Annotated in this window: 21 protein-coding genes; 16 read left to right on the top strand and 5 right to left on the bottom strand. The window is 60.1% G+C overall.

The window, feature by feature from the left end; translation table 11 throughout:
* Positions 1–705: 705 nt before the first annotated feature.
* The 5 genes from AC3EML_RS08490 to hemP form a co-directional block, all read right to left on the bottom strand.
* Entirely contained in the window at positions 706–1,317 is a 612-nt protein-coding gene (locus AC3EML_RS08490) for a nitrogen fixation protein NifQ (RefSeq protein ID WP_352520154.1), read from the bottom strand.
* A 321-nt stretch (positions 1,318–1,638) separates the two neighbouring features.
* Positions 1,639–1,839, bottom strand: coding sequence for a ferredoxin (locus AC3EML_RS08485; protein ID WP_084567213.1), 201 nt, complete (start codon positions 1,837–1,839; stop codon positions 1,639–1,641).
* A gap of 39 nt (positions 1,840–1,878) precedes the next feature.
* Positions 1,879–3,096, bottom strand: coding sequence for a cytochrome P450 (locus AC3EML_RS08480; protein ID WP_352522081.1), 1,218 nt, complete (start codon positions 3,094–3,096; stop codon positions 1,879–1,881).
* An 832-nt stretch (positions 3,097–3,928) separates the two neighbouring features.
* Positions 3,929–5,020 (bottom strand): hemin-degrading factor, encoded by a 1,092-nt coding sequence (locus AC3EML_RS08475; RefSeq protein ID WP_352520151.1) that lies wholly within the window; start codon positions 5,018–5,020, stop codon positions 3,929–3,931.
* A gap of 30 nt (positions 5,021–5,050) precedes the next feature.
* A complete protein-coding gene (hemP, locus tag AC3EML_RS08470; RefSeq protein WP_023685012.1) occupies positions 5,051–5,155 on the bottom strand; it encodes a hemin uptake protein HemP in 105 nt (34 codons plus the stop codon).
* A gap of 544 nt (positions 5,156–5,699) precedes the next feature.
* Here hemP and AC3EML_RS08465 point away from each other — a divergent pair.
* From AC3EML_RS08465 to AC3EML_RS08390, 16 genes are all read left to right on the top strand, one after another.
* Entirely contained in the window at positions 5,700–6,020 is a 321-nt protein-coding gene (locus AC3EML_RS08465; RefSeq protein WP_023698282.1) for a HesB/IscA family protein, read from the top strand.
* 178 nt (positions 6,021–6,198) lie between these two features.
* Positions 6,199–6,426: a hypothetical protein gene (locus AC3EML_RS08460; RefSeq protein ID WP_352520150.1), complete on the top strand. Its 228-nt coding sequence runs from the start codon at positions 6,199–6,201 to the stop codon at positions 6,424–6,426.
* A gap of 36 nt (positions 6,427–6,462) precedes the next feature.
* Positions 6,463–7,629: a cysteine desulfurase NifS gene (gene nifS, locus AC3EML_RS08455; RefSeq protein WP_352522080.1), complete on the top strand. Its 1,167-nt coding sequence runs from the start codon at positions 6,463–6,465 to the stop codon at positions 7,627–7,629.
* Between the two features lie 25 nt (positions 7,630–7,654).
* Positions 7,655–8,863, top strand: a complete 1,209-nt coding sequence (gene nifV, locus AC3EML_RS08450) for a homocitrate synthase (protein ID WP_023727119.1) — start codon at positions 7,655–7,657, stop codon at positions 8,861–8,863.
* Positions 8,860–9,240 (top strand): nitrogenase stabilizing/protective protein NifW, encoded by a 381-nt coding sequence (gene nifW / locus AC3EML_RS08445; RefSeq protein ID WP_023687348.1) that lies wholly within the window; start codon positions 8,860–8,862, stop codon positions 9,238–9,240. Before nifV ends, nifW begins: the two co-directional genes overlap by 4 nt.
* 185 nt (positions 9,241–9,425) lie before the next feature.
* On the top strand, positions 9,426–10,277 hold the full coding sequence (locus AC3EML_RS08440) for an electron transfer flavoprotein subunit beta/FixA family protein (RefSeq protein WP_352520149.1): 852 nt from the start codon (positions 9,426–9,428) through the stop codon (positions 10,275–10,277).
* Between the two features lie 17 nt (positions 10,278–10,294).
* Positions 10,295–11,404 (top strand): electron transfer flavoprotein subunit alpha/FixB family protein, encoded by a 1,110-nt coding sequence (locus AC3EML_RS08435; protein ID WP_023685019.1) that lies wholly within the window; start codon positions 10,295–10,297, stop codon positions 11,402–11,404.
* 10 nt (positions 11,405–11,414) lie between these two features.
* Positions 11,415–12,722 (top strand): FAD-binding protein, encoded by a 1,308-nt coding sequence (locus AC3EML_RS08430; RefSeq protein ID WP_352522079.1) that lies wholly within the window; start codon positions 11,415–11,417, stop codon positions 12,720–12,722.
* An 11-nt stretch (positions 12,723–12,733) separates the two neighbouring features.
* Positions 12,734–13,033 carry a ferredoxin family protein gene (locus AC3EML_RS08425; RefSeq protein WP_023806340.1) on the top strand — a complete coding sequence of 100 codons (300 nt, stop codon included), beginning with the start codon at positions 12,734–12,736 and terminating at the stop codon, positions 13,031–13,033.
* 742 nt (positions 13,034–13,775) lie between these two features.
* Positions 13,776–15,254: a nitrogenase cofactor biosynthesis protein NifB gene (gene nifB / locus AC3EML_RS08420; RefSeq protein ID WP_352520148.1), complete on the top strand. Its 1,479-nt coding sequence runs from the start codon at positions 13,776–13,778 to the stop codon at positions 15,252–15,254.
* 31 nt (positions 15,255–15,285) lie between these two features.
* Positions 15,286–15,480, top strand: a complete 195-nt coding sequence (locus AC3EML_RS08415) for a 4Fe-4S dicluster domain-containing protein (RefSeq protein WP_023672218.1) — start codon at positions 15,286–15,288, stop codon at positions 15,478–15,480.
* A 98-nt stretch (positions 15,481–15,578) separates the two neighbouring features.
* Positions 15,579–15,899 (top strand): nitrogen fixation protein NifZ, encoded by a 321-nt coding sequence (locus AC3EML_RS08410; protein ID WP_023687354.1) that lies wholly within the window; start codon positions 15,579–15,581, stop codon positions 15,897–15,899.
* Positions 15,896–16,108, top strand: a complete 213-nt coding sequence (gene nifT / locus AC3EML_RS08405; protein WP_023672220.1) for a putative nitrogen fixation protein NifT — start codon at positions 15,896–15,898, stop codon at positions 16,106–16,108. Before AC3EML_RS08410 ends, nifT begins: the two co-directional genes overlap by 4 nt.
* A gap of 32 nt (positions 16,109–16,140) precedes the next feature.
* Complete coding sequence (locus tag AC3EML_RS08400; protein ID WP_352515287.1) at positions 16,141–17,034, top strand: SIR2 family NAD-dependent protein deacylase; 894 nt, start codon at positions 16,141–16,143, stop codon at positions 17,032–17,034.
* Positions 17,035–17,119: 85 nt separating this feature from the next.
* Positions 17,120–18,988: an ABC transporter ATP-binding protein gene (locus AC3EML_RS08395; protein ID WP_352520147.1), complete on the top strand. Its 1,869-nt coding sequence runs from the start codon at positions 17,120–17,122 to the stop codon at positions 18,986–18,988.
* A complete protein-coding gene (locus AC3EML_RS08390) occupies positions 18,988–20,880 on the top strand; it encodes an ABC transporter ATP-binding protein (RefSeq protein WP_352520146.1) in 1,893 nt (630 codons plus the stop codon). Before AC3EML_RS08395 ends, AC3EML_RS08390 begins: the two co-directional genes overlap by 1 nt.
* Positions 20,881–21,021: the final 141 nt, after the last annotated feature.

The following is a 21,021-nucleotide window of genomic DNA, read 5'->3' as shown; positions in this document are numbered from 1 at the left end:
CTTAACGGCCGCGAAAGATTCGTTCTTGGATCATTACTTAGTAATTCTCGGGAGTCAGATATAATAAAATTTTACTTTGGCTCCTACGTGATTTTTCCATTTGTCAGATAATATCATTCCATAAGCACCCCAGGTGCGGTGCAACAAGGTTCAGGGATCGACCGTCCGGCGATCAGTAAGCGGCTACTACCGCCGATCGGACATACAACGCTATATTAGCACCTTTTGACGAACCCGACCGGCGGGCCGAGCCAGAATCCCGTCAGCGCAAAACCTGCAAAATCGCTTCCGATGCTCGCCATTGACTAGCACGGAGGAAGTTCTGAGCGCCAAACACGGTGACCATCAACCCACGGCCGCTGGTAACTGTCGACGTCGAGCATTTCGCCTGGTTGAAAGCTATGTGGCGCCGAAGCGGAAGAAAACACTGCAGACCCCGTTTCCTAAAATCGTATCAGGGCATTAGCAGTGACGCCGAGCGGCCGCCGACCTATCGATTAACTTGGTCCGGAGCCAGAGCGTTATAAAGGAGCAAACACGCCAGAAGTGAGATGACGCTGCCTAGCAGTTGGTCTGCCGTCAGGCCGGAAAAATAAACGAGATCGAACGCCAGTACAGCCATCGCTCTAGCCACTCATGAATTGAAAACCTAACGAGCTGGTCACCAAGTCCGGCCTGCTCAAGTACGACTGACGCAAGCGGCTCTCAGTCCTGGGCGTTGTCCTTGGTCCGTGTGAGGCGGCTTTCGCCTTCCTCCGGGCCGAAGCAGCTTTCGAAATCATTGCAGTCCCGGCAACTGGGGGAGCTGCACAGCGAAAAGCCTTCGGCCTCGCAGAGCTTTCGGTAAAAGTATTTTTTCCATTTCATGTTTTGGGTGTTGCCGGCCGCCAGCGTCGGAAAATGCGAGGCGAGCAGGCGGGCGAGGTCGCTTCGACTAAAAAGGCCAAGGTCTTGCCAGAGGTGGTCATTGCGCATGGCACGCCGGGCGATGATCTTGGCGAAGCGGGCGCTTGCCTTGTCGTCGGGCCGGGCATGCGCCAGCAGCAGTCCGCGCAGAAGTTCTTCTTCCAGATCCGGCTCGGGCTCGCTCCCCTCTTGCAAGGCAAACGCGTTGATAGGAAAAGCAGGGAAACAGCGGACCAGGACATCGCGCAACTCGGCGCGCGAAAGTCCGGTTGCCTCCGTCGCCGTCGCCTCGCCGGCCTCGATCTCCTCGAGCGCACGTGAAAGCACACAGGCAAGCACATGCTGGTCGAACCTCCTCTCCAGCTGCGGCCATTGGCCGGTGGTGAGCCGGGCATAATGTTGGGCAAATATGGTGCGTTCTCCTGGTTTCGCCCTATCAAATTCTGCAGAGACCCGGCCTGCCGCAACATGGGTCGGGCAGTTCTTCGGCGTGGCACTCCGGGTCGCCTCGCGTCGAGTAGTTCGGCAATTCTCGTCTGGTCCATCGGCTCTGACGCGATCCTGTGATTCGAAGAGGTTCGCGAACCCCTGCCCTGCCGTTTGCGCCTCACGGGGAACACTGGCGCCGGAATTGCCCCGCAGAGTTGGACGTGAACCGTGCGGGACAGAGGTCGCGTGCTGAGTGCGGCCACATGGTTCAAGCCGCCAGACTCACGGTTGAATGAGGCCGATTCAAAACGCGCAGGGGGTGAGTTCCAGCGCACGTTCAGGACAGGATCGCACGCCTCGTGATGCAGGCAGTTCCTCCCCTTCCGCAACTTCAATGTCACCAGGCAGGATGTAACCGTCATTATCGAGTTTGAAGATGTCCGGCGCTTGCGCCGCGCATCGCGCGTGGCCCTGGCATTTGGCCCTTTGGACGATGATGCGCATGGCGCTGCCTCCATTGTCTGTGCCCGGCTCGGGGCGGGCCTAAGACCAGTCCAGGATCAAATTTTCGATCCCGAACACATGGCCGCCAGAAGTTATCGGCGCCGTACCCTGCTTGATCCTGAAAGCCGGGATGCGCGCCAGCCACTCCTCCAGGCCAATGACAATCTCCCGCCGGGCAAGGTGTGAGCCAAGGCAACGGTGGGGACCATAGCCAAACGCTGCGTGGCGGTTGTCCTCCCGCTCCAAATCAATCGTGTTGGGGCATTCGAATTCCGCCGGGTCACGATTGGCAATCATCGTGGCGCAGGAAACATAGTCCCCCTTCCGGATCGGCGCGCCTTCGAAGTCGATATCTTTCGTGGCCACGCGGATTAACTGAATGGGCGGATAGGCCCGCAGCAATTCTTCGGTTGCGAGCGGGATGCGGTCCGGTTCGCTCCGCAGCAATTGCTGATCTTTGAGGTTGCGTGCGAGGTACGCCAAGTCAAAGCCTATAGCTGCTGCGACCGTGTCGAGCCCAGCGACGAAGACAAGCACGCCGATGCCGCGGACTTGGGTGTCCGTCAGCCGGCGGCCCTCGACCTGTGCCTGCACGATAAAGGTCATGAAATCGTCAACCGCCTCGTCGCGGCGCATGGCTGCAAGTTCGTCGATGAATGCCACGATCGTCCGGGCAGCCACAGGTCGTTCCTTATCGTCGCCGTGGAGCAGATCTTTCCCCCAGCCAACGAATGTATCGAGTCGGTCATCAGGCAACCCCAGAAAGCGAAGAAAGGTGCTCACCGCGAAAGGAAAGGCAAAATCCTTCATCACCTCGCAGCTTGTTCCCGACGCGGCGATCCTTTCGATCAGCTCGACCGCCCGTTCGCGGACAGCCGGTTCCAAAGCCAACACCCGCTTTGGCGAAAGCAGCGGATTGAGCAGTGAGCGAAAGACGCCATGGGCCGGTGGATCGAGCTCAAGCGGGATCGTCGGCCAGTTTTCACCCAGTATGGAGGAGAAGATGCTGCGATGGCTGGAAAAAGTCTCTGCGTCCTGCAGCACCTTCCGCTGGTCCGCGGCACGGGTGATGACCCAGGTACCCCGGCCATCTTGCGTGTTGTAGCGGGAGTAAAAGATCGGAGGCCCGTCATGTACGCAAGCGACAGCTGCGTGTGGATCCCCGTTGGGTGTTGGTGGCATCCCTGGCGATGTAAACAGGCTGAAGTCCCTCACCATTTCGGGCGGGACATGATCTGGAACGGGGTTGGTCGCCATTTTGTTTTCTCTACATTGGCGTTCATGGCTCGATTGAGATTGCACCGCTGTTCATAAAGTCGATTTCCAGCATGGGCACGTCTCTTGTCGGGTGCCTTCTAAATTCTGTCGCCTGATACAGCCCACCTGCACCAGCGCGGATGAGATGGGTTGCGAAGTCGATCAGAGGGGCATCTCCGCCGCGCTCCGGTCATGAAGCAAAGCCGCCGCTTATCCCCGTTAGGGTTGAGAGACTGGTCAATCCACCTCTGCCCTGCTGATCAAATTGTCGAAGCAACTCGCGTGCCGGATAGGGGTAGCCATGGCGCTGCACCAAGCAATGCCAGCCTGCGCTGGGCCCGCCGCTGATGATCACCTGTCCATCATTCTTATGACAACGTCCGACAACCGACATCCGTGGTCGGTTTTGTCGAGCCCGCGACATCGGGCTGTTCGGCTTGGCTGTTGCGGCACAGCCTGCCGGTCGACGAGCGAGTAGATCGCCCGCACGGCCCGGATTGAGCAACGACGCGATCCAGCGCAAGGATCGGGTGCGGTCCGAGAAGACCCGACGGCGCTTGCGCGAGTATCAAAAAGGTCAAGCCGCGCTTCGGTTCGGCGCTGATGGCGTATGCGTTTTATCGGAGGCGCTGCAAGGCTTTTCGATCAGACGGCGATGCACTCGTGCGCACGGTCCGGTCGGCCACCAGCTTGACTGTATAAATGCGGTCCATTCCGGCGTGCATCACCTGACCATGCGCATGCGCTACGACGGCAGTCCTTTCCGCTCATGGACCTAAATTTGCTCGCGAGCCGCTGTCGGAACGTGGTGCTGAGTCCTATCGCGGTCGGTTCAATCCGAGGACCTGTCGGCAGTCAACACACCCCTGGAGGTCGGACCGGGAACGCGTGGCAAACTCTCGGCCAGAAACCGCCAGTCGCTGCCCTCGCGTTCGCCTTCCTTGCGCGTGCCGAAGAACTGGATGATCATCTTGCCGTCCGCGCCATAAGCTTCAATGGACGTGACGTGACCATCCCTCGTCGGCTTGCGCACGGCCCAGACCTCGCGGATGAGATGGGTCCTAAGATGCAGATGGAAGGTCTCTTCGAGCACATTGATCCGCGGCCCGATCTGCTTGACCGACCTGATCGGGCCGGAATGGATCTGAATGCAACCACGATTGCCGACAAAGCACATGATCGGCATCTCGTCTTCGGCCGCCTGTTGGAACAGGGCGCCAACGGCATCATTGTCGAGTGCCCAGGCGTCATCCTCGTCGGCCATACGCATCGCCTGGCAGCGGCTGAGCTTCAGTGTCTTCAACATATGGTAGAACTGATGCACGTCGCTTAGCCGGCCCCAGTGCTCGCGTAGGTCGTCGACCGTGTTGGCGTGGTCTGGACTCACTGCGTTATCGGGCGCCCCGCTCGCCTCGAGCGATATGATCGGCTCCTGGTCGGAGGATACAAGCTCTGCCGTCAGATCCTGATAGGCCTGCAGGTTCGAGGCGGGCGTGAGATGAGCTTTGTGCATCGCCTCGCCGGTGGCATCAAAGAATTGAAGGCTGCGGCGGATCTCGGCTCCCTCGCGCTTCTCGACGGCGAAGCCATACGCCCACGCTTTCGGGAAGATGCGCAGGTCGATCTCGTCGCCGAGCAGTATGGCATGCATGTTGCCGGTGACCACTTTGCCGTAGACGCCAATCTTTTGGTGCACGGCACTTTCGTTGCTGGTGACCGCCATCACCTCGCCGACCGCTTCGAGGCCGGTCAGCAGATCATCGACGCGCGGCTCGATGCGCACCGCGCCGTGACCACAATGCGCCGCGACGAACTCGGCTTCCGAAATGCCCAATCGAGCGGCGAGATCATGCTCCCGGATCTTCGGATTGTCTTTGCACGCCCGCCGGATTTCGTCGGGCGACGGTTTCTCGCGTTGGTCCATGCTTACCCCTGTTTCTACGACGTGTGAGGATCATCTGCCCTGCCCGGGAATCTTCAGCCGATAAGGCGCGCCGAAATGCTCGATCCTGATCTGCTGCTGGCCCATGAACAAGGTGTCGCTGGACAGCGTGCGCACGGCGTCGCACCCGTGCGAAAACCAGCGAGCAGCCACATGCCGATGGCATGCCATCGAGCCGGTCGGCGGCTACTGGGCGGTGGTGAGCGAGTGTGGATGTTGTCGCAATCGGCCAAGCGGGCATTCGGATGCCATGGGCGGCGCTGCTTTGCCAAACAACGCGTATCTGACCACGGTCCTGACATGTTGGTCCCCTGCTTCGCCCCATCCATCGCGATGGCACCTATCGCATGATTGTGGATCGGCATGCTCTTGCCGTCTCGCCAAACGGAGCTTCAAAAACCGTGCCAATTGCGCCGAGCAAGCTCAGAAGAAGTTCTGTATTTGGTGATGTGAGTTCAACCAAGAACTCAGGCCCAACATCCCTCGTGGCTGACCCGACAAACCCGACAGCACGTGTCGATTGGCCGACACCTTCTCAGCAATGCACTCACAAGAAGCACCAGTGTGAGAGATGCCGCGCTGTGTTGAAACGTTTTTTGGCTTTGGCACGGTGCATGCGACGTGATGGGCAAGCAGGTCCCGGACTGAGGAGAATGGAGCCATGATTACGCTCACCGACAACGCTGTTGCCGCCTTCAAGACTGCTCTTTCCCGCGCCAGCGAGCCGGCGGACGGCTTTCGCATTATGGTCGAGGCCGGCGGCTGCGCCGGCTTCAAATACTTAATGGGCCTGGAGAGCGTGTCGCGCGAGGGCGACGCGATCACTGACACAGATGGGGTCAAGCTGTTCGTGGACGCGGGCTCCCAACCCCATGTAGCCGGCATGACCGTCGACTTCCTCACCGGGCTCCAATCTTCCGGTTTTGTCTTCGATAACCCCAATGCGCGCGAAAAGTGCGGCTGCGGCAAGTCCTTCAGTTAAACGCCCGAAGCGCCTGTGCGGCCGACAGAGTGATTTTGCGGCAGAGGAGACTTATATGGCCGGCACAACAGATGCCCCCGTCCTAAAAAATAAGACAAGGTCAAAGCCGATCTCGGGACCGCCATTCGCTCCCAGTAGGATTCAAAGAACGTCGCCTCCCGAAGCAGCTCGGTTCCTGGTGGCACCCGAGCTGCTTGCGGACAAATCGCGCCGCTGCGCCAAATTCGGCTCATCGGTAGCGTTATCGCGTTCGGGCGGCCTTACCTGCGGGCTGACCTACGGCCACTGCGAACATGTCCATATCGACGGAGATCCGGTTTACGTCAAACACTCCGGGCGCCTGCGCGCGCTGCCAGTTCAAATGATCATCAACGGCATGCGCCAGAGGCTCAACGAGTCGGTCTAGCGCTCGCGTCATTCTGTTTAACTGAGGATCGCACCTATGAAGCCTGTCTACCTCGACAACAACGCAACCACACGGGTCGATCCTGAGGTCGTGCAAGCGATGTTGCCGTTCTTTAGGGATCAATTCGGCAACCCTTCGTCGGCACACGCTCTTGGCGCCTCAGTCAGTGCGGCGGTGAGAAAGGCGCGGAGGCAGTTGCAAGCTCTGATCGGCGCGGAGTTCGAGGATGAGATCACTTTCACCTCGGGTGGGACAGAAAGCGACAATGCAGCGCTTCTTTCAGCGCTCAAGGCGGCGCCCAACCGAACCGAGATCGTGACGTCCGCGGTCGAGCATCCCGCCGTGCTGACGCTCTGCGCGCATCTTGAGAAGACCCGCCGCCTCAAGGTGCACAGGATCCCGGTGGATTGCCGTGGTCGGCTCGATCTCGACGCCTATATGGCCGCCCTCACCCCACAGGTTGCAATCGTGTCAATAATGTGGGCGAACAACGAGACTGGTGTGATCTTCCCCGTGGCAAGGCTTTCCGAGTTGGCCAAGGAAGTGGGCGCCCTATTCCATACCGATGCTGTGCAGGCGGTCGGCAAGCTTCCGATGGACCTGAAGTCGACCGCAATCGACATGCTGTCGCTCTCCGGCCACAAGCTGCACGGGCCGAAAGGGATCGGTGCGCTTTTCGTAAAACGTGGCGTCGATTTCCATTCGCTGATCAAGGGGGGTCACCAAGAGCACAACCGGCGTGCTGGCACCGAGAATACGCCCGGCATAGCCGGGCTCGGCACGGCGGCCGAACTCGCCTTGAAATTCATGGACGACGAGACCACACGGGTAAAGTCGCTCCGCGATCGCCTGGAGGGCGGGATCCTTCAGCGCATCCCAAGCACCTGTGTCACTGGTGATCCCTTGCAACGGTTGCCCAACACCGCAAACATCTCCTTCGAACATGTCGAAAGTGATGGAATTCCACTTCTCCTCAGCCGCATTGGCATCGCGTGTTCCTCTGGCTCGGCCTGCACCTCCGGCTCTCTGGAACCAAGCCATGTCCTAAGCGCGATGAAAACGCCACACGCGGCAGTCCGCTTCTCCTTGGCGCGGGACAACAGCGAAGAGGACATCGACCGGGTGCTCGAGGTCATGCCGGGAATCGTGGGGAAGCTGCGCAGCTTTTCCGGTTCTGGGCCGGGTAGTCCGGTCTATGCGTGAGCCGCAGAAGAACAGGCTGCCTGTCATGACCGGTCATGTCTCCCTCAACGATACGACCTTGCGCGATGGCGAGCAGGCGCCGGGCGTCGCCTTCACCACGACGGAAAAGCTGGAGATCGCTGAGTCTCTTGCGGCGGCCGGCGTGACAGAGATCGAGATCGGCACGCCGGTCATGGGCGTCGACGAGATGGAAACAATTCGCGCCGTGGTAGCGCGGCGTCTTCCGGTTCGGCTCATGGCCTGGTGCCGGATGACGTCGTTGGATCTCGATGCAGCGATCGAGAGCGGCGTCCAAGCGGTCAATTTGTCGCTGCCTGCGTCGGACATCCAACTTGCCGCCAAGCTCGGCCTCGACAAGGCGGGAGCGCTCCAGGTCATCGATCATATGGTCAGGCGCGCCGCCGATGCCGGCTTCTTCGTCGCGGTGGGCTGCGAGGATGCCTCGCGGGCCAATCGGGATCATCTCGCCCGCGTCATCGAGACGGCCGCACGCGCCGGCGCAAGCCGCGTGAGGCTGGCCGACACAGTCGGTGTTCTCGACCCGTTTTCGACCTTCGAACTTGTCGCCCAGCTCGTGGTGCAGTCTCCAATCGACCTTGAATTTCATGCGCACAACGATCTCGGACTTGCTGGCGCCAACACGCTGGCTGCGATCCGCGCAGGCGCGCGCCATGCCTCCGTCACCGTCCTGGGGCTCGGCGAGCGTGCGGGCAATGCCGCGCTGGAGGAGGTGGCCGCCGCAATGGCAGTCTTCGACGGCGCAGACACCGGCATTGAGCTGACCGCATTGCCCGGCCTCGCCGCCCAGGTGGCTTGGGCCGCCCGCCGGCAGACCGCAGCCACTAAGCCGGTCGTCGGCGCCGATGTTTTCACCCACGAATCCGGCATTCACGTCGCAGGGCTGCTGAAGGACTCGCGTACTTATCAGGGGCTCGATCCGACTCTCGTGGGCCGCTGCCGGCGGATCGTCATCGGCAAGCATTCCGGCGCCACTGCGATTGCCCATGTGCTGAGCGAAAGCGGTCGCGATCTCGACCCGGATCTGGCAGCCGCGATGGTGGCCCGCGTCCGACGCGAGGCGGCCGAGACCAAATCGACCGTCACTGCAACTCGACTGGTCGAGCTCTACGATGGAATGTGCAGCGAGGCATCTCTCATCGAGCTGTGCGGGTCCAAGTCAGCCGTGCGCGAGCGCACAGAGGCCACAGTTTTGCGACCAGGAAGAATGCAATGAATTGTTCCGCTGACAGCCGCCCCATGGATGTCACCGACATCCTCGCACGACTGAAGCGCTTGTCGGCTGCAGAGGAATTCTTCTCAGTCCTAGGCGTCGCCTATGACCCGAAGGTACTGAATGTCTCGCGGCTCCATATCATGAAGCGTGTGGGCCAATACCTCGCCGAAGAAGATTTCTCCGGTCTGCCCGACCAGGTGATTGCCGCGAGGGTGCGCGCGACGCTCGAACGAGCTTACGAGGACTTTGCGATTTCCTCGCCGCTCACGCATCGGATTTTCAAGGTGCTCAAGGACCACGATCCGAACAAACCTGCCGCGCCGGGTCACACCTTTGTTCCGTTCGACTCGGTACTGAAGCGGTTCGGACGGGAATGATCGGCGACAACGGTGCGACGCGACAATGTCGAGCAGCCGCCAAATCCGGTCATCACCACAGCGCCGTCAGAAGCAACCAGCCGAAGTTGTAGGAAAGGGGGAGCGCAAGAGACTTGGCACGAATAATGCGGACAAAGGAGATAACCGCAATGCCGGACCCGGACACGAGCCTAGAGAAACCGCCAATGCACATCGTAATCTGCATCAAGCAGGTGCCGGACTCGGCACAGATAAGGGTCCATCCGGTCACGAACACGATCATGCGCCAGGGTGTTCCGACCATCATCAACCCTTACGACCTGTTCGCCCTCGAAGAAGCGCTCAGACTGCGCGACGCCCATGGTGGCGAAGTCACTGTGCTCACCATGGGTCCGCCCATGGCAGAGGACGCGCTGCGCAAGGCGCTCGGTTACGGCGCCGACCGAGCGGTGCTCTTGACCGACCGCTATTTTGCCGGCTCCGACACGCTGGCAACCTCGTTCGCCCTTTCCCAGGCAATCGCGAAGATTGGCGAGACGTTCGGCACGCCAGACCTCGTCTTCACCGGCAAGCAGACGATCGATGGCGACACCGCCCAGGTCGGGCCCGGCATCGCCAAGCGCCTCGGACTCCTGCAACTGACCTATGTCGCGAAGATCCCTTCTGTCGACCTTGCTGCACGCGAGATCAAGGTCGAGCGCCGTTCCGAAGGCGGCACACAGATGCTGAAGAGCAGGCTCCCTTGCCTCATCACCATGCTGGAAGGCACAAACGAGATCCGCCGGGGCTCGATCCAGGACGCCTTGTGCGCCGCGCGCAGCCAGGTCTTGAAATGGAGCGCGGCCGACGCCGGCATTGAGGATCTCACCAAATGCGGCCTGCGCGGTTCACCGACCGTCGTCAAACGTGTTTTCGCCCCTCCTGCTCGAGCTGAAAAGGCGACACAAATCGACACCGCCGAGAAGGCCTTGCGCGATGTCGCTGACGAACTCATCACCGCAATCTTCACCCGCCAGCCGGCGCTGGAACATGAGCTCGCCTTTAACGGCGGCGCGTGACGGCAAGGAGCAAAACGATGTCGACCGCGAACGGAGAAACCCCTCGCCCTGCCGCCGGCCGCGCCGGCATAAAGAAGGAGTTGCCCGCCCATTTCAAGGACTATCGGCACGTTTGGGTTTTCATCGAGCTCGAACGTGGCGAGGTCCATCCGGTGTCATTCGAACTGCTCGGCGAAGGCCGCAACTTAGCAGACAAGCTTCAGGTCCAGCTTGCAGGCGTCGTGCTTGGACCGCCGGGAGAGGCCGTCGGGAACGCCGTTGCCGAAGCATTCGCGTATGGCGCTGACCTTGTCTACATCGCCGAGGCGCCCCTGCTCGCCGACTATCGGAATGAACCTTTCACCAAGGCGCTGACGGATCTGGTCGATACCCACAAACCCGAAATCCTTCTTCTCGGTGCCACCACACTGGGCAGGGATCTTGCCGGCTCCGTGGCGACGACCTTGCAGACGGGGCTCACGGCCGACTGCACCGAACTCGATGTGGATACCGACAGTTCGCTCGCCGCCACGCGTCCGACTTTCGGCGGTTCCTTGTTGTGCACGATCTATACGCTCAATTTCCGCCCGCAGATGGCGACCGTGCGGCCGAGGGTCATGCCCATGCCGCAGCGGACGGATAAACCGGTCGGGCGTGTCATCCGGCACAAGCTTTCGCTTGCCGAGGACGAGATCGCTACCAAAGTCCTCGGCTTCCTGCCGGACAATCAGTCGGCGAAGGCAAACCTTGCCTATGCCGACGTCGTGGTTGCGGGAGGCCTTGGTCTTGGCGCGGCGGAGAACCTGCAGCTTGTGAAGAACCTCGCACGAGCAATCGGCGCCGAGCACGGCTGTTCGCGTCCGTTGGTCCAGAAGAGCTGGATGCCAGCTGATCGGCAGATCGGCCAAACTGGCAAGACGATCCGGCCGAAGCTTTACATAGCGGCCGGGATTTCCGGCGCCGTCCAGCATCGGGTTGGCGTGGAGGGGGCGGATCTCATCGTGGCCATCAACACCGACCCGAACGCGCCGATTTTCGATTTCGCTCACCTCGGAATCGTCACCGACGCGATCCGCTTCCTGCCCGCACTGACGGAAGCCTTCACCCGGCGGCTGTCGCCCCACAGTCGCGATAAGCTTTCGAGCTAAGGGGATGGACATGATCGAGGAAAACTTCGACGCCATTGTTGTTGGGGCAGGCATGTCCGGAAACGCAGCTGCTTACACCATGGCCAGCCATGGCCTGAAGGTGCTGCAGTTGGAGCGCGGTGAATATCCGGGCTCCAAGAATGTCCAGGGTGCCATCATGTACGCGAACATGCTGGAGAAGATCATCCCGGATTTCCGGGATGATGCGCCTCTCGAGCGGCATTTGGTTGAACAGCGGCTTTGGGTGATGGACGACACATCCCATACAGGGATTCACTATAGGTCGGACGACTTCAATGAGGCGAAGCCCAACCGATACACGATCATCCGTGCCCAGTTCGATAAATGGTTTTCGCGTAAGGTGCGCGCGGCCGGCGCGACCGTTCTGTGCGAGACGACCGTGACGGAACTCATCCGTGATGCCAATGACAGGGTGATCGGCGTCCGCACAGACCGGGCGGGCGGAGCCATCTACGCGGACGTGGTCGTTCTCGCAGAAGGTGTCTGCGGCCTGCTTGGCACTCGAGCCGGCCTGCGCGAGATGCCAAAGCCGCAAACCGTGGCCCTCGCCGTCAAGGAAATGCATTTCTTGCCCGAAGAGGTCATTGAGCAGCGGTTCGGCGTAAAGGGCGATGAGGGCTGCGTGATCGAGGCGGTGGGCACGACCTCCCGCAGCATGGCCGGGCTCGGCTTCCTCTATACCAACAAGGAGTCCATCTCACTGGGCATTGGCTGCCTCGTCTCCGATTTTGCCGCGATGGTCGAGAGCCCCTACGTTCTCCTTGATGCCTTGAGGAGCCATCCTTCGATCCGGCCGCTGATCGCCGGCTCGGAAGTGAAAGAATATTCCGCACACCTCATTCCCGAAGGCGGCTACAAGGCTATTCCGCAGCTCTTTGGCGATGGTTGGGTCGTGGTCGGCGATGCCGCGCAACTGAACAACGCCATTCACCGCGAGGGTTCGAACCTCGCCATGACCTCCGGCCGCATTGCGGCTGAGGCAATCGTCGAGGTCAAGAGCCGCAACGGTCCGATGAACAAACGGAATCTCGCCCTTTACAAAGCCATGCTGGACAAGTCCTTCGTGGTCAAGGACCTGAGGAAATACAAAGACATGCCGGCCTTGCTCCACACCAATTCATGCAATTATTTCACGACTTATCCGCGGTTGATGTCGCAAGCTGCGCAGAACTTCATGCGTGTCGACGGCACGCCGAAGATCGAGAAGGAAAAGGCGACCACGGCGGCCTTCATCAAGGCGCGCTCGCGCTGGGGGCTGGTCAGCGACGCGGTCCGCCTTGCATTGGCGTGGCGCTGAGGGGAGACGAAATGACCAGCGCAGCGACGAAGTCACGTGTCGAGGACAAGCTTTACCAGAACCGCTACTTGGTGGATTCCGGCCGCCCGCACATCAAAGTGCGACCGCACCAGAAGCCGAGCGCGAATTTGCTCGCGCTGACCCACGTCTGCCCGGCGAAATGTTATGAGTTGAACGACAAGGGTCAAGTGGAGATCACTGCCGACGGCTGCATGGAGTGCGGCACCTGCCGGATTTTGTGCGGGACGACTGGTGAGATCGAGTGGAACTATCCACGCGGCGGTTTCGGAATCCTCTTTAAATTCGGATGACCGGCGCACGCATGACCTAAGCAGATACCGCGCTCAGGGACTCTACGATATGTGAAGGTGCTGACCGCGCCAAGCGAGCTGGAGATTGCGCTCGCCATACGCTGGCCAATTGTCGTGAACGTCCTGCCCACGTTTCTGCAGACGGGTGATGGAGAAGTCGTCGTCTGGACGCTGAAGGAGAGCCGGAGATTGCCGCCACTGCCGGCAATACCCACGCACCTCAATCAGCCACTCGCCACCTCATACCACTGGCCGTAACACATCGAGCGAATTGCGGCTGCCGGCCAGTCGCATCGGCGCCTCCGCAGCAAGGTATCTCCCCCTTACGGCCGGCGTCCGAACCATGGCGCTTGTCGCCCGCATCTGACGGAACGCTAGTGGCTGATCGACGCGATTGACAAGGCCGGTTGGGTTTTGCCAGGGCGGCTCGTATCCTTGGCCTCACGCCCTGGAAAATCGGCTACGCCCTGCGCCGGCATGGTAACAAGGTGAAGAAATTCCAGACGTCGTGATGACGTCAAGCGTAAGCAGCCCGGAGTGGTCTCGCTCACACTCTGCGCGCCCGAGGCTGCTAGCTTCGCGACCCTATTTGCCTGTCCACTGTCGTAAGCCCGACAAAGGTGTGTCGGAGCAATCCGAAGGAATCTGACACGAGAAGCCTATTCGTGAACCGAAACAGCTCTTTGAGCTGGCATAGCTCTTGCGCTTTGAACTGCGACATCACGCAGCAACGGAGCCGTTCATGTCTGCACCGGCAATTTCGCTTGAGAGCCTCAGCACGACATTCGGTGACCAGTTGCTTGGCACCATGAAACCCGGTGGCTGCGCGTCTTCGTCCTGCGGCTCGTCGACAAAGCCCGACGACACGGATCCGGCTGTCTGGGAGAAGATCAAGGATCACCCCTGCTTTTCAGAAGAGGCGCATCACTATTTCGCGCGTATGCACGTCGCGGTCGCGCCGGGCTGCAACATCCAGTGCAACTACTGCAATCGCAAATATGACTGCGCCAACGAAAGCCGGCCTGGGGTGGCCTCTGAAAAGCTGACGCCCGAACAGGCGCTACGCAAGGTGATCGCGGTCGCCAACGAGGTGCCGCAGCTTTCCGTGCTCGGCATCGCCGGACCGGGCGACGCCTGCTACGACTGGAAGAAGACGAAGGCGACCTTCGCCAGGGTCGCCAGGGAAATCCCAGACATCAAGTTTTGCATATCCACGAATGGGCTGGCGCTGCCCGACCGTGTCGATGAGCTTGCTGACATGAATGTCGATCACGTGACGATCACGATCAACATGGTCGACCCTGAGGTCGGTGCAAAGATCTATCCTTGGATCTTTCACGATCATCGCCGCTACGTCGGCATTGAAGCCACCCGGATCCTGCACCAACGGCAGATGTTGGGCCTGGAGATGCTGACCGCGCGGGGCATCCTCACCAAAATCAACTCGGTGGTGATCCCAGGCGTGAACGATGAGCATCTGATCGAGGTGAATAGATGGGTTAAGGAGCGAGGCGCGTTCCTGCACAACCTTATGCCGCTGATTTCGGACCCGGCACACGGCACGCATTACGGACTGAGCGGGCAGCGCGGCCCAAACGCAATGGAGATGAAGGCTCTTCAGGATCGTGTCGAAGGTGGCGCCCAGTTGATGCGGCACTGCCGGCAGTGCCGGGCAGATGCCGTGGGCCTGCTCGGAGAAGATCGTGGCCAGGAATTCACAGTCGACCGGATTCCCGGCGAGGTCACCTACGATGCCAGCAAACGCAAGGCCTATCGGGAGCTGGTCGCGGAGGAGCGCCGTGATCACGTCGAGGCTAGGAGAGAAGCGATCGGATTGGTCAAGGCAGCGAGCCGCGGCAAGTCCCTTCTCTTCGCGGTAGCGACCAAGGGCGGCGGCCGCGTCAATGAGCATTTCGGCCATGCGAAGGAATTCCAGGTTTATCAAGCCTCGCTGAAAGGGATCAGCTTCGTCGGGCATCGGAAGGTGGACAAGTATTGCCTCGGCGGCTGGGGCGCAGAAGCCGCCCTCGATGGCGTCATCGCAGCGCTTCAAGGCATAGATATCGTGCTGTGCGCCAAGATCGGAAATTGCCCGCAGGATCAGCTCGCGGAGGCCGGAATCAGAGCCACCGACGCCTGTGCCCATGACTATATCGAGACAGCAATCAGCGCGATTTACATCGCCGCGTCTGGGACCCCCACACTCGCGGCGACGGCCTGAGCTGTCTCATTCATTCGGACCAGGAGTTAAAATGGCTTTCAAGATCATCGCATCCCAATGCACCCAATGCGGCGCCTGCGAATTCGAATGTCCTTCGGGCGCGATCAAGTTCAAAGGCGAGAGCTACGTGATCGAGTCACAGAAGTGCACCGAATGCGAGGGGGTCTTCGATGCGCAGCAATGTGCCTCGGTATGTCCGGTGCCGAAGACCTGCGTTCCTGCGTAACGGACATTGGACTGCCGACATGGTTGGGGGCTGCCTACGCAGGACGCCTGGAACGCCTTGTTCGCAATCTCAGCCGCAAGAGAAATCAGGGAACGGACATGTCGCTCGGACGCGAAGAGGAGATCGAAATCCGCAGGCCTCCACGATTTATGCCGGGAGAGCGGGTACGTGCCACTCGCCACATAAAGAATGACGGCACCTATCCTGGCAGGGAGATCGGCGAAAATCTCGTGCGGAAGGGGGACGAGGGATATGTGCGCGACATTGGCACCTTTCTCCAGCAGTTCTTCATCTATGCGGTCGAGTGGATCGACCGTGGCACCGTCGTCGGTATGCGAGCGCGTGAACTGATGAGCCTCGACAAGGCCGAGGCGCCCTGCAGTGCTGAAAGCAATACCAATGAAGGGACGGCCAGATGAAAGTCATGATCCGCAGGACCGATGCTGGTTTGTCGGCGTATGTCCCCAAAAAGGACCTCGAAGAGCCGATCATCAAACTGGAGAAGGAAGAGTTGTGGGGCGGAACGGTCACGCTCAGGAACGGGTGGCGGCTCCTCCTACCCGATCTCCCACATGATACGCGTCTGCCGATCACCGTCGAGGCAAGGAAGATTTCCGAAGAGGGCTGATGCTGCCCCTAGGTGCGTCGCGAGGAAACGAGATGAACACGATCCTGACATCGGGCCACCTCGTCATTGTGCGGGACAGTTTTGCTGAAAAGCTGCTTGACCTGGCGAAGGGAGCGCTCGCCGCCGATGAGGTGATCCCCTATCTCGGTCCGGGTCTTCTTGAGTTGAACTGTGTGGAACCGCCTGTGCCGCATACCCCGGAGGTTGTTGCCGCGGCACTCAACGCACGGGCTCCTGCCCCTTCCAGGATCCGCACCAATATGTGGTCGGTTGCGCAGTTCATCGAACAGCGCCGGCATCGCCGGACCCTTCAAGCTTGGATGACCGACATATTCGCAGCGCCGGTGGGGCCGACCCCCTTCCACGCCTGGCTCGCAAGGCTGCCACTCTCCCTCATCATCGACAGCTGGTATGACAGCGCGATGCGCACGGCTCTGGTAGAGACGGGCCGAACGGACGTCGTTGAGATACAAGGCGTCACGCGCGCGAATGAAATCGGCAACATTTGGACGAAAACCTACGATTTGTCCGGGAGGGAGCTCGATCCCCGATTGGGGGCCAAGACGGTTCTCTATTCACCTCACGGGAGTATTACGCCCGCGCAAAACTTTCTCGTCGCAGATTCCGACTACGTCGAAGTCCTGTCCGAAATTGATATCCAGACACCGATCCCAGACGCTGTGAAGGAACGGCGCATCACCCGTGGATTTTTCTTCGTTGGCTGCCGCTTCAACGATCAGATGCTGCGCACCTACGCCAGACAGATCATGAAGCGCTCCCGCGGTCCCTATTGCACCGTAATGGACGCCGAAACCCTGACCAGAAACGAAGCGCGTTTCCTTGCGGCAAGCGGAATCACGGTGATCGACATGCCAGTAGGTCAAGCGGCGGCTCGGCTTGTGGGAACGGGCACGGCTGCAGGTTGAGGACGGGATTAACAATGGCGGATGCCTTTGATGATGTCTGCTTCGGCTTTCCTCGAAGGCGCAAAATGCAGTCGGGAATACACCCGTGAACAGTGAAGCTGTCGGCGGCGCAACGAACGCACTGAATTCGTTGGCCCATGTTGAAGCGGCGCGCTGGGGCCGGGATTTGAGTACGCTGTTGCGCATCACGCGTATGAATCTGCGCCATCCGTGGCAGGTTGCCCTCGCTATGGGCTCGACGATCATGGCGGCAATCCTCCAGTTGCTCATTCCCCAGCTTCTCGGCCGGGCTGTCGACCAGACCCAGACAGCTATCGGGGGCGGTGTCGCGGGGGCCGCGGCAGGACAAGCGCTCTGGGCCCCGGCTCTCCTGCTGCTCGCCGTCAGCGCGCTACGCGGCGTTTTCACGATGGCGCAGAACTATTTTGCCGAAGCCGTCGGGCATCATGTCGCGTACGAATTGCGGCTCGCCTACTACGACAAGATCCAGCGTCTCAGCTTTTCCTTTCACGACCGGGTCCATTCAGGCGATCTGATAACCGCCGGAATGCTCGATCTCGAAGGCGTGCGGATGTATTTTTCCACCGGGCTCATGCGGGTGCTCCTGCTGGCGATGCTGATCGGGATTGGCGCTTACATGATGATCTCGACCGATCCCGTGCTCGGCTTGGCCGCGCTCAGCTTCGTGCCTTTTGTCGCTTGGCGCTCATCGACCACACAGCTTAGGCTGCGCGCCACCTGGCTCGACCTCTATGAGCGCCTTTCGGTACTAAGCCGCGTGATGAAGGAAAATCTCGCAGGTATCCGTGTGGTCCGCGCTTTTGCGGCTCAATCCTATGAGATGCTGAAGTTCGACGGCGCTTCCAAGAACGCGCTCGACCTCGCCAACGATCTCGTTGACATCTACGTACCAAACACGTCGGCGATGACCTTGTCCTACTTTTTTTCAATGGGATTGGTGCTTGGGATCGGTGGCAACAAGCTCGTCGCTGGCGAGATCAGCGTCGGAACCATGGCGACCTTCCTGACCTTCATGACCATGCTGCAAATGCCAGTCCGCCAGATCGGTCTCATGGTCAATGCGTTTGCCCGCGCTTCTAGCTGCGGTTCGCGGCTTTTCGGTCTCCTCGATCAGGAGATCACAATCAGGGATGCTCTCGAGGCCAGACCGCTTGAGATAAGTGACGGCACTCTGCGCTTCCACAATGTCTCATTTGCCTACCCCAACGCCGAAAACCGCGCCATTCTGAAGAACCTCAGCTTTGAGGCCCGGAGAGGCGAGACGATCGCGATCGTCGGTCCGCCGGGTTCCGGCAAATCGACGATGGCTCATCTGGTCCCCCGCTTTTACGACGTGACCGATGGCGCCATCACGTTGGACGGCCAGGACGTACGCAATGTCACCCTCGAGAGCCTTCGCAAGGCGGTCGCGGTTGTACAGCAGGATGCGTTCCTATTCACCACAACGATCGAGAACAACATCGCTTATGGCGATCCCTGGGCGAAGAGACAGCGAATTGAACGCGCTGGAGAATTCGCCCAGCTCCACGACTACATCCTCGGGCTCCCGGCAGGGTATGAGACGGTCGTGGGCGAACGCGGCGTTTCTCTCTCTGGCGGCCAGCGCCAGCGTCTCACGATTGCTCGCACCATGATGCTGCGCCCCTCCGTCATCATTTTCGACGACTCGATGGCCGCGATCGATGCCGGCACCGAGCTGCGCATTCGCGCGGCGATGCGGCGCTTCGCAAAGGATCGGGTGACGATCATCATCGCGCACCGGCTGAGTGCGCTTAAGCATGCCGATCAAATCCTTTTTGTCGATAAAGGCGAAATCGTAGAACGCGGCACGCATGAAGAGCTTCTGGCGAAGCGGGGACGCTACAGGGCCCTTTACGATCTCCAGACGCGCCCGGGTGATAGCATTATTAGCCAGGATGGGGGCGCCCGCTGATGGACCAGGGCCGCGGCGAACTCGAAGCCGAACGTGACGACGGGAGACGCCCTCCGCGCGCGGTCGTCGGCTCGCACCGGATCGAGGAGGAGATGTTCGGCCGGGCTTTCGACAAGAGCATCCTCCGTCGCATCTGGGGCTTCGTCCATCCCTACCGGGCAAAGGTAGTTGTCACGATTGTCGCGATGCTGATCTTCACCGGGACGCAGCTTCTCATCCCCTTGATCATCCGCTACGCGATCGACCTCGGCATGAACCCGGCAAGGCCCGATCGCTCAGCCCAGCTTGCGGCCGTCGGCGCGTTCCTTTCGGCGATTTTGGTCAATTTCGCCGCCGGCTACATGCAGGAAGCCTTGGATGGGAAAATGGCCGAAACTGTCCTGTTCGACATCCGCCGCGCCATGTTTGGCCATCTGCAAAAGGTTTCGCTCTCTTTCATGGACAAGACCGAGGTCGGACGCCTGATGTCGCGCCTGCAAGGCGACGTTAACTCCATACAGGAGTTCCTGGAAACCTCGGTATATTCCCTAGGCGATGTTGCGCTTCTCTTCGGCATCGTTTTCGTAATGCTGTGGCTCGACTTTCGCCTCGGCCTCCTGACGCTATCGGTTCTGCCGATCCTGGTGATCGTCCGCATTGTCTGGTTGCCGCGTGCCCGCGACGCCTTCATGGCTGCACACGAAACCAATTCCGTCGTCAATGGCGCGCTGGCCGAAGCCATTCACGGCGTGCGGACCATACAGTCAATGGACCGCCAGCAGGTGAATTTCAGTCTTTTTGACGATCGGGCCCATGCCAACCTCAGGACCCACCTGATCGCTGCCAGATATGCACTGGTCATGGTGCCCATCGTCGATGGCATCACCGGCCTCGCCTTGGCCGCCGTTATTGTGGTCGGCGGCTCGATGGTCATGAATAGCCGTATAGATGTGGGCGTGTTGGTAGCCTACCTATTTTACATCCAGCGCTTCTTTGACCCGATCCGCTCACTCACCCTGCAATATTCGGTCATGCAGCGCGCCATGGCCTCAGGCAAGCGCCTGACCGATGTGCTCGACGTCAAGATCGATGTTAAGGACAAACCCAATGCCGAGGTGCTTTCGCCCGAAATGGACGGCTCGGTCGAGTTTAGGGACGTCACCTTCGGCTACGATCCGAACCGTTCGGTTCTGAAAAATGTCTCGTTCAAGGTCAATCCGGGCGAGACGGTCGCAATAGTCGGACCGAGCGGTTCTGGCAAATCGAGTTCGATGGCCCTGGTCCACCGCTTCTATGATGTTCAGCAGGGTCAGGTGCTGGTCGGCGGACATGATGTACGCGACCTCACCCAGGAATCGCTCGGCCGCCAGGTCGCCATGGTGCTGCAGGAGCCATTCCTGTTCACCGGGACGGTCTTCGAGAACATTCGATACCAGAAGACGGAAGCCACGCGCGACAAGGTGATCGAGGCGGCCAAGGCCGTCGGCGCGCATGACTTCGTCATGAGCCTCGCCGACGGGTATGAGACCCAACTTGGCGAACGCGGCGACAACTTATCTCTCGGCCAGCGCCAGCTTATCAGTTTCGCCCGCGCCCTCGTCGCTGACGCCAAGATCCTCGTGCTCGACGAAGCTACCGCCAACATCGACAGCTACACGGAATTGCAGATTCAGAAGGCTCTGATCAAGCTGCTTGAAGGGCGGACTGGCCTCGTCATCGCCCACCGTCTCGCCACGGTCCGGGGGGCCGACCGCATCATCGTGCTTCAGAATGGCCAAGTTGTTGCGACTGGCAACCACGATGAGCTAATAGCCATGGGCGGCCTGTATTCCAAACTCTACTATCTCAACTACGCCTCCTTCGACGACCTTCCCGAACACGATACCACCGTCCAAGCTGGCTCTCAGACCTGACATCTTGGCGGCCTTGTGGTAGTGGCGTTGGCTTTCGGGCGTGTCGGCAGACCACTCAGGCCACCGCGTCCGGCCAGCAGCCAGCATTCAAGAACGAGCACTCCTCGCAGTTCGTGAAGACCGGCTGCGAACGATTTCCTC

It is taken from the genome of Mesorhizobium sp. P170090, from assembly GCF_057786115.1.
The sequence above is the reverse complement of the archived record's forward strand: the minus strand, read 5'-3'. Positions and strand labels throughout refer to the sequence as shown.

Coding starts and splice junctions, on each gene's coding strand:
- AC3EML_RS08485 (WP_084567213.1), bottom strand. CDS start 1,839: ATGCGCATCATCGTCCAAAGGGCCAAATGCCAGGGCCACGCGCGATGC.
- AC3EML_RS08480 (WP_352522081.1), bottom strand. CDS start 3,096: ATGGCGACCAACCCCGTTCCAGATCATGTCCCGCCCGAAATGGTGAGG.
- AC3EML_RS08475 (WP_352520151.1), bottom strand. CDS start 5,020: ATGGACCAACGCGAGAAACCGTCGCCCGACGAAATCCGGCGGGCGTGC.
- AC3EML_RS08465 (WP_023698282.1), top strand. CDS start 5,700: ATGATTACGCTCACCGACAACGCTGTTGCCGCCTTCAAGACTGCTCTT.
- nifS (WP_352522080.1), top strand. CDS start 6,463: ATGAAGCCTGTCTACCTCGACAACAACGCAACCACACGGGTCGATCCT.
- nifV (WP_023727119.1), top strand. CDS start 7,655: ATGACCGGTCATGTCTCCCTCAACGATACGACCTTGCGCGATGGCGAG.
- nifW (WP_023687348.1), top strand. CDS start 8,860: ATGAATTGTTCCGCTGACAGCCGCCCCATGGATGTCACCGACATCCTC.
- AC3EML_RS08440 (WP_352520149.1), top strand. CDS start 9,426: ATGCACATCGTAATCTGCATCAAGCAGGTGCCGGACTCGGCACAGATA.
- AC3EML_RS08435 (WP_023685019.1), top strand. CDS start 10,295: ATGTCGACCGCGAACGGAGAAACCCCTCGCCCTGCCGCCGGCCGCGCC.
- AC3EML_RS08430 (WP_352522079.1), top strand. CDS start 11,415: ATGATCGAGGAAAACTTCGACGCCATTGTTGTTGGGGCAGGCATGTCC.
- AC3EML_RS08425 (WP_023806340.1), top strand. CDS start 12,734: ATGACCAGCGCAGCGACGAAGTCACGTGTCGAGGACAAGCTTTACCAG.
- nifB (WP_352520148.1), top strand. CDS start 13,776: ATGTCTGCACCGGCAATTTCGCTTGAGAGCCTCAGCACGACATTCGGT.
- AC3EML_RS08415 (WP_023672218.1), top strand. CDS start 15,286: ATGGCTTTCAAGATCATCGCATCCCAATGCACCCAATGCGGCGCCTGC.
- AC3EML_RS08410 (WP_023687354.1), top strand. CDS start 15,579: ATGTCGCTCGGACGCGAAGAGGAGATCGAAATCCGCAGGCCTCCACGA.
- nifT (WP_023672220.1), top strand. CDS start 15,896: ATGAAAGTCATGATCCGCAGGACCGATGCTGGTTTGTCGGCGTATGTC.
- AC3EML_RS08400 (WP_352515287.1), top strand. CDS start 16,141: ATGAACACGATCCTGACATCGGGCCACCTCGTCATTGTGCGGGACAGT.
- AC3EML_RS08390 (WP_352520146.1), top strand. CDS start 18,988: ATGGACCAGGGCCGCGGCGAACTCGAAGCCGAACGTGACGACGGGAGA.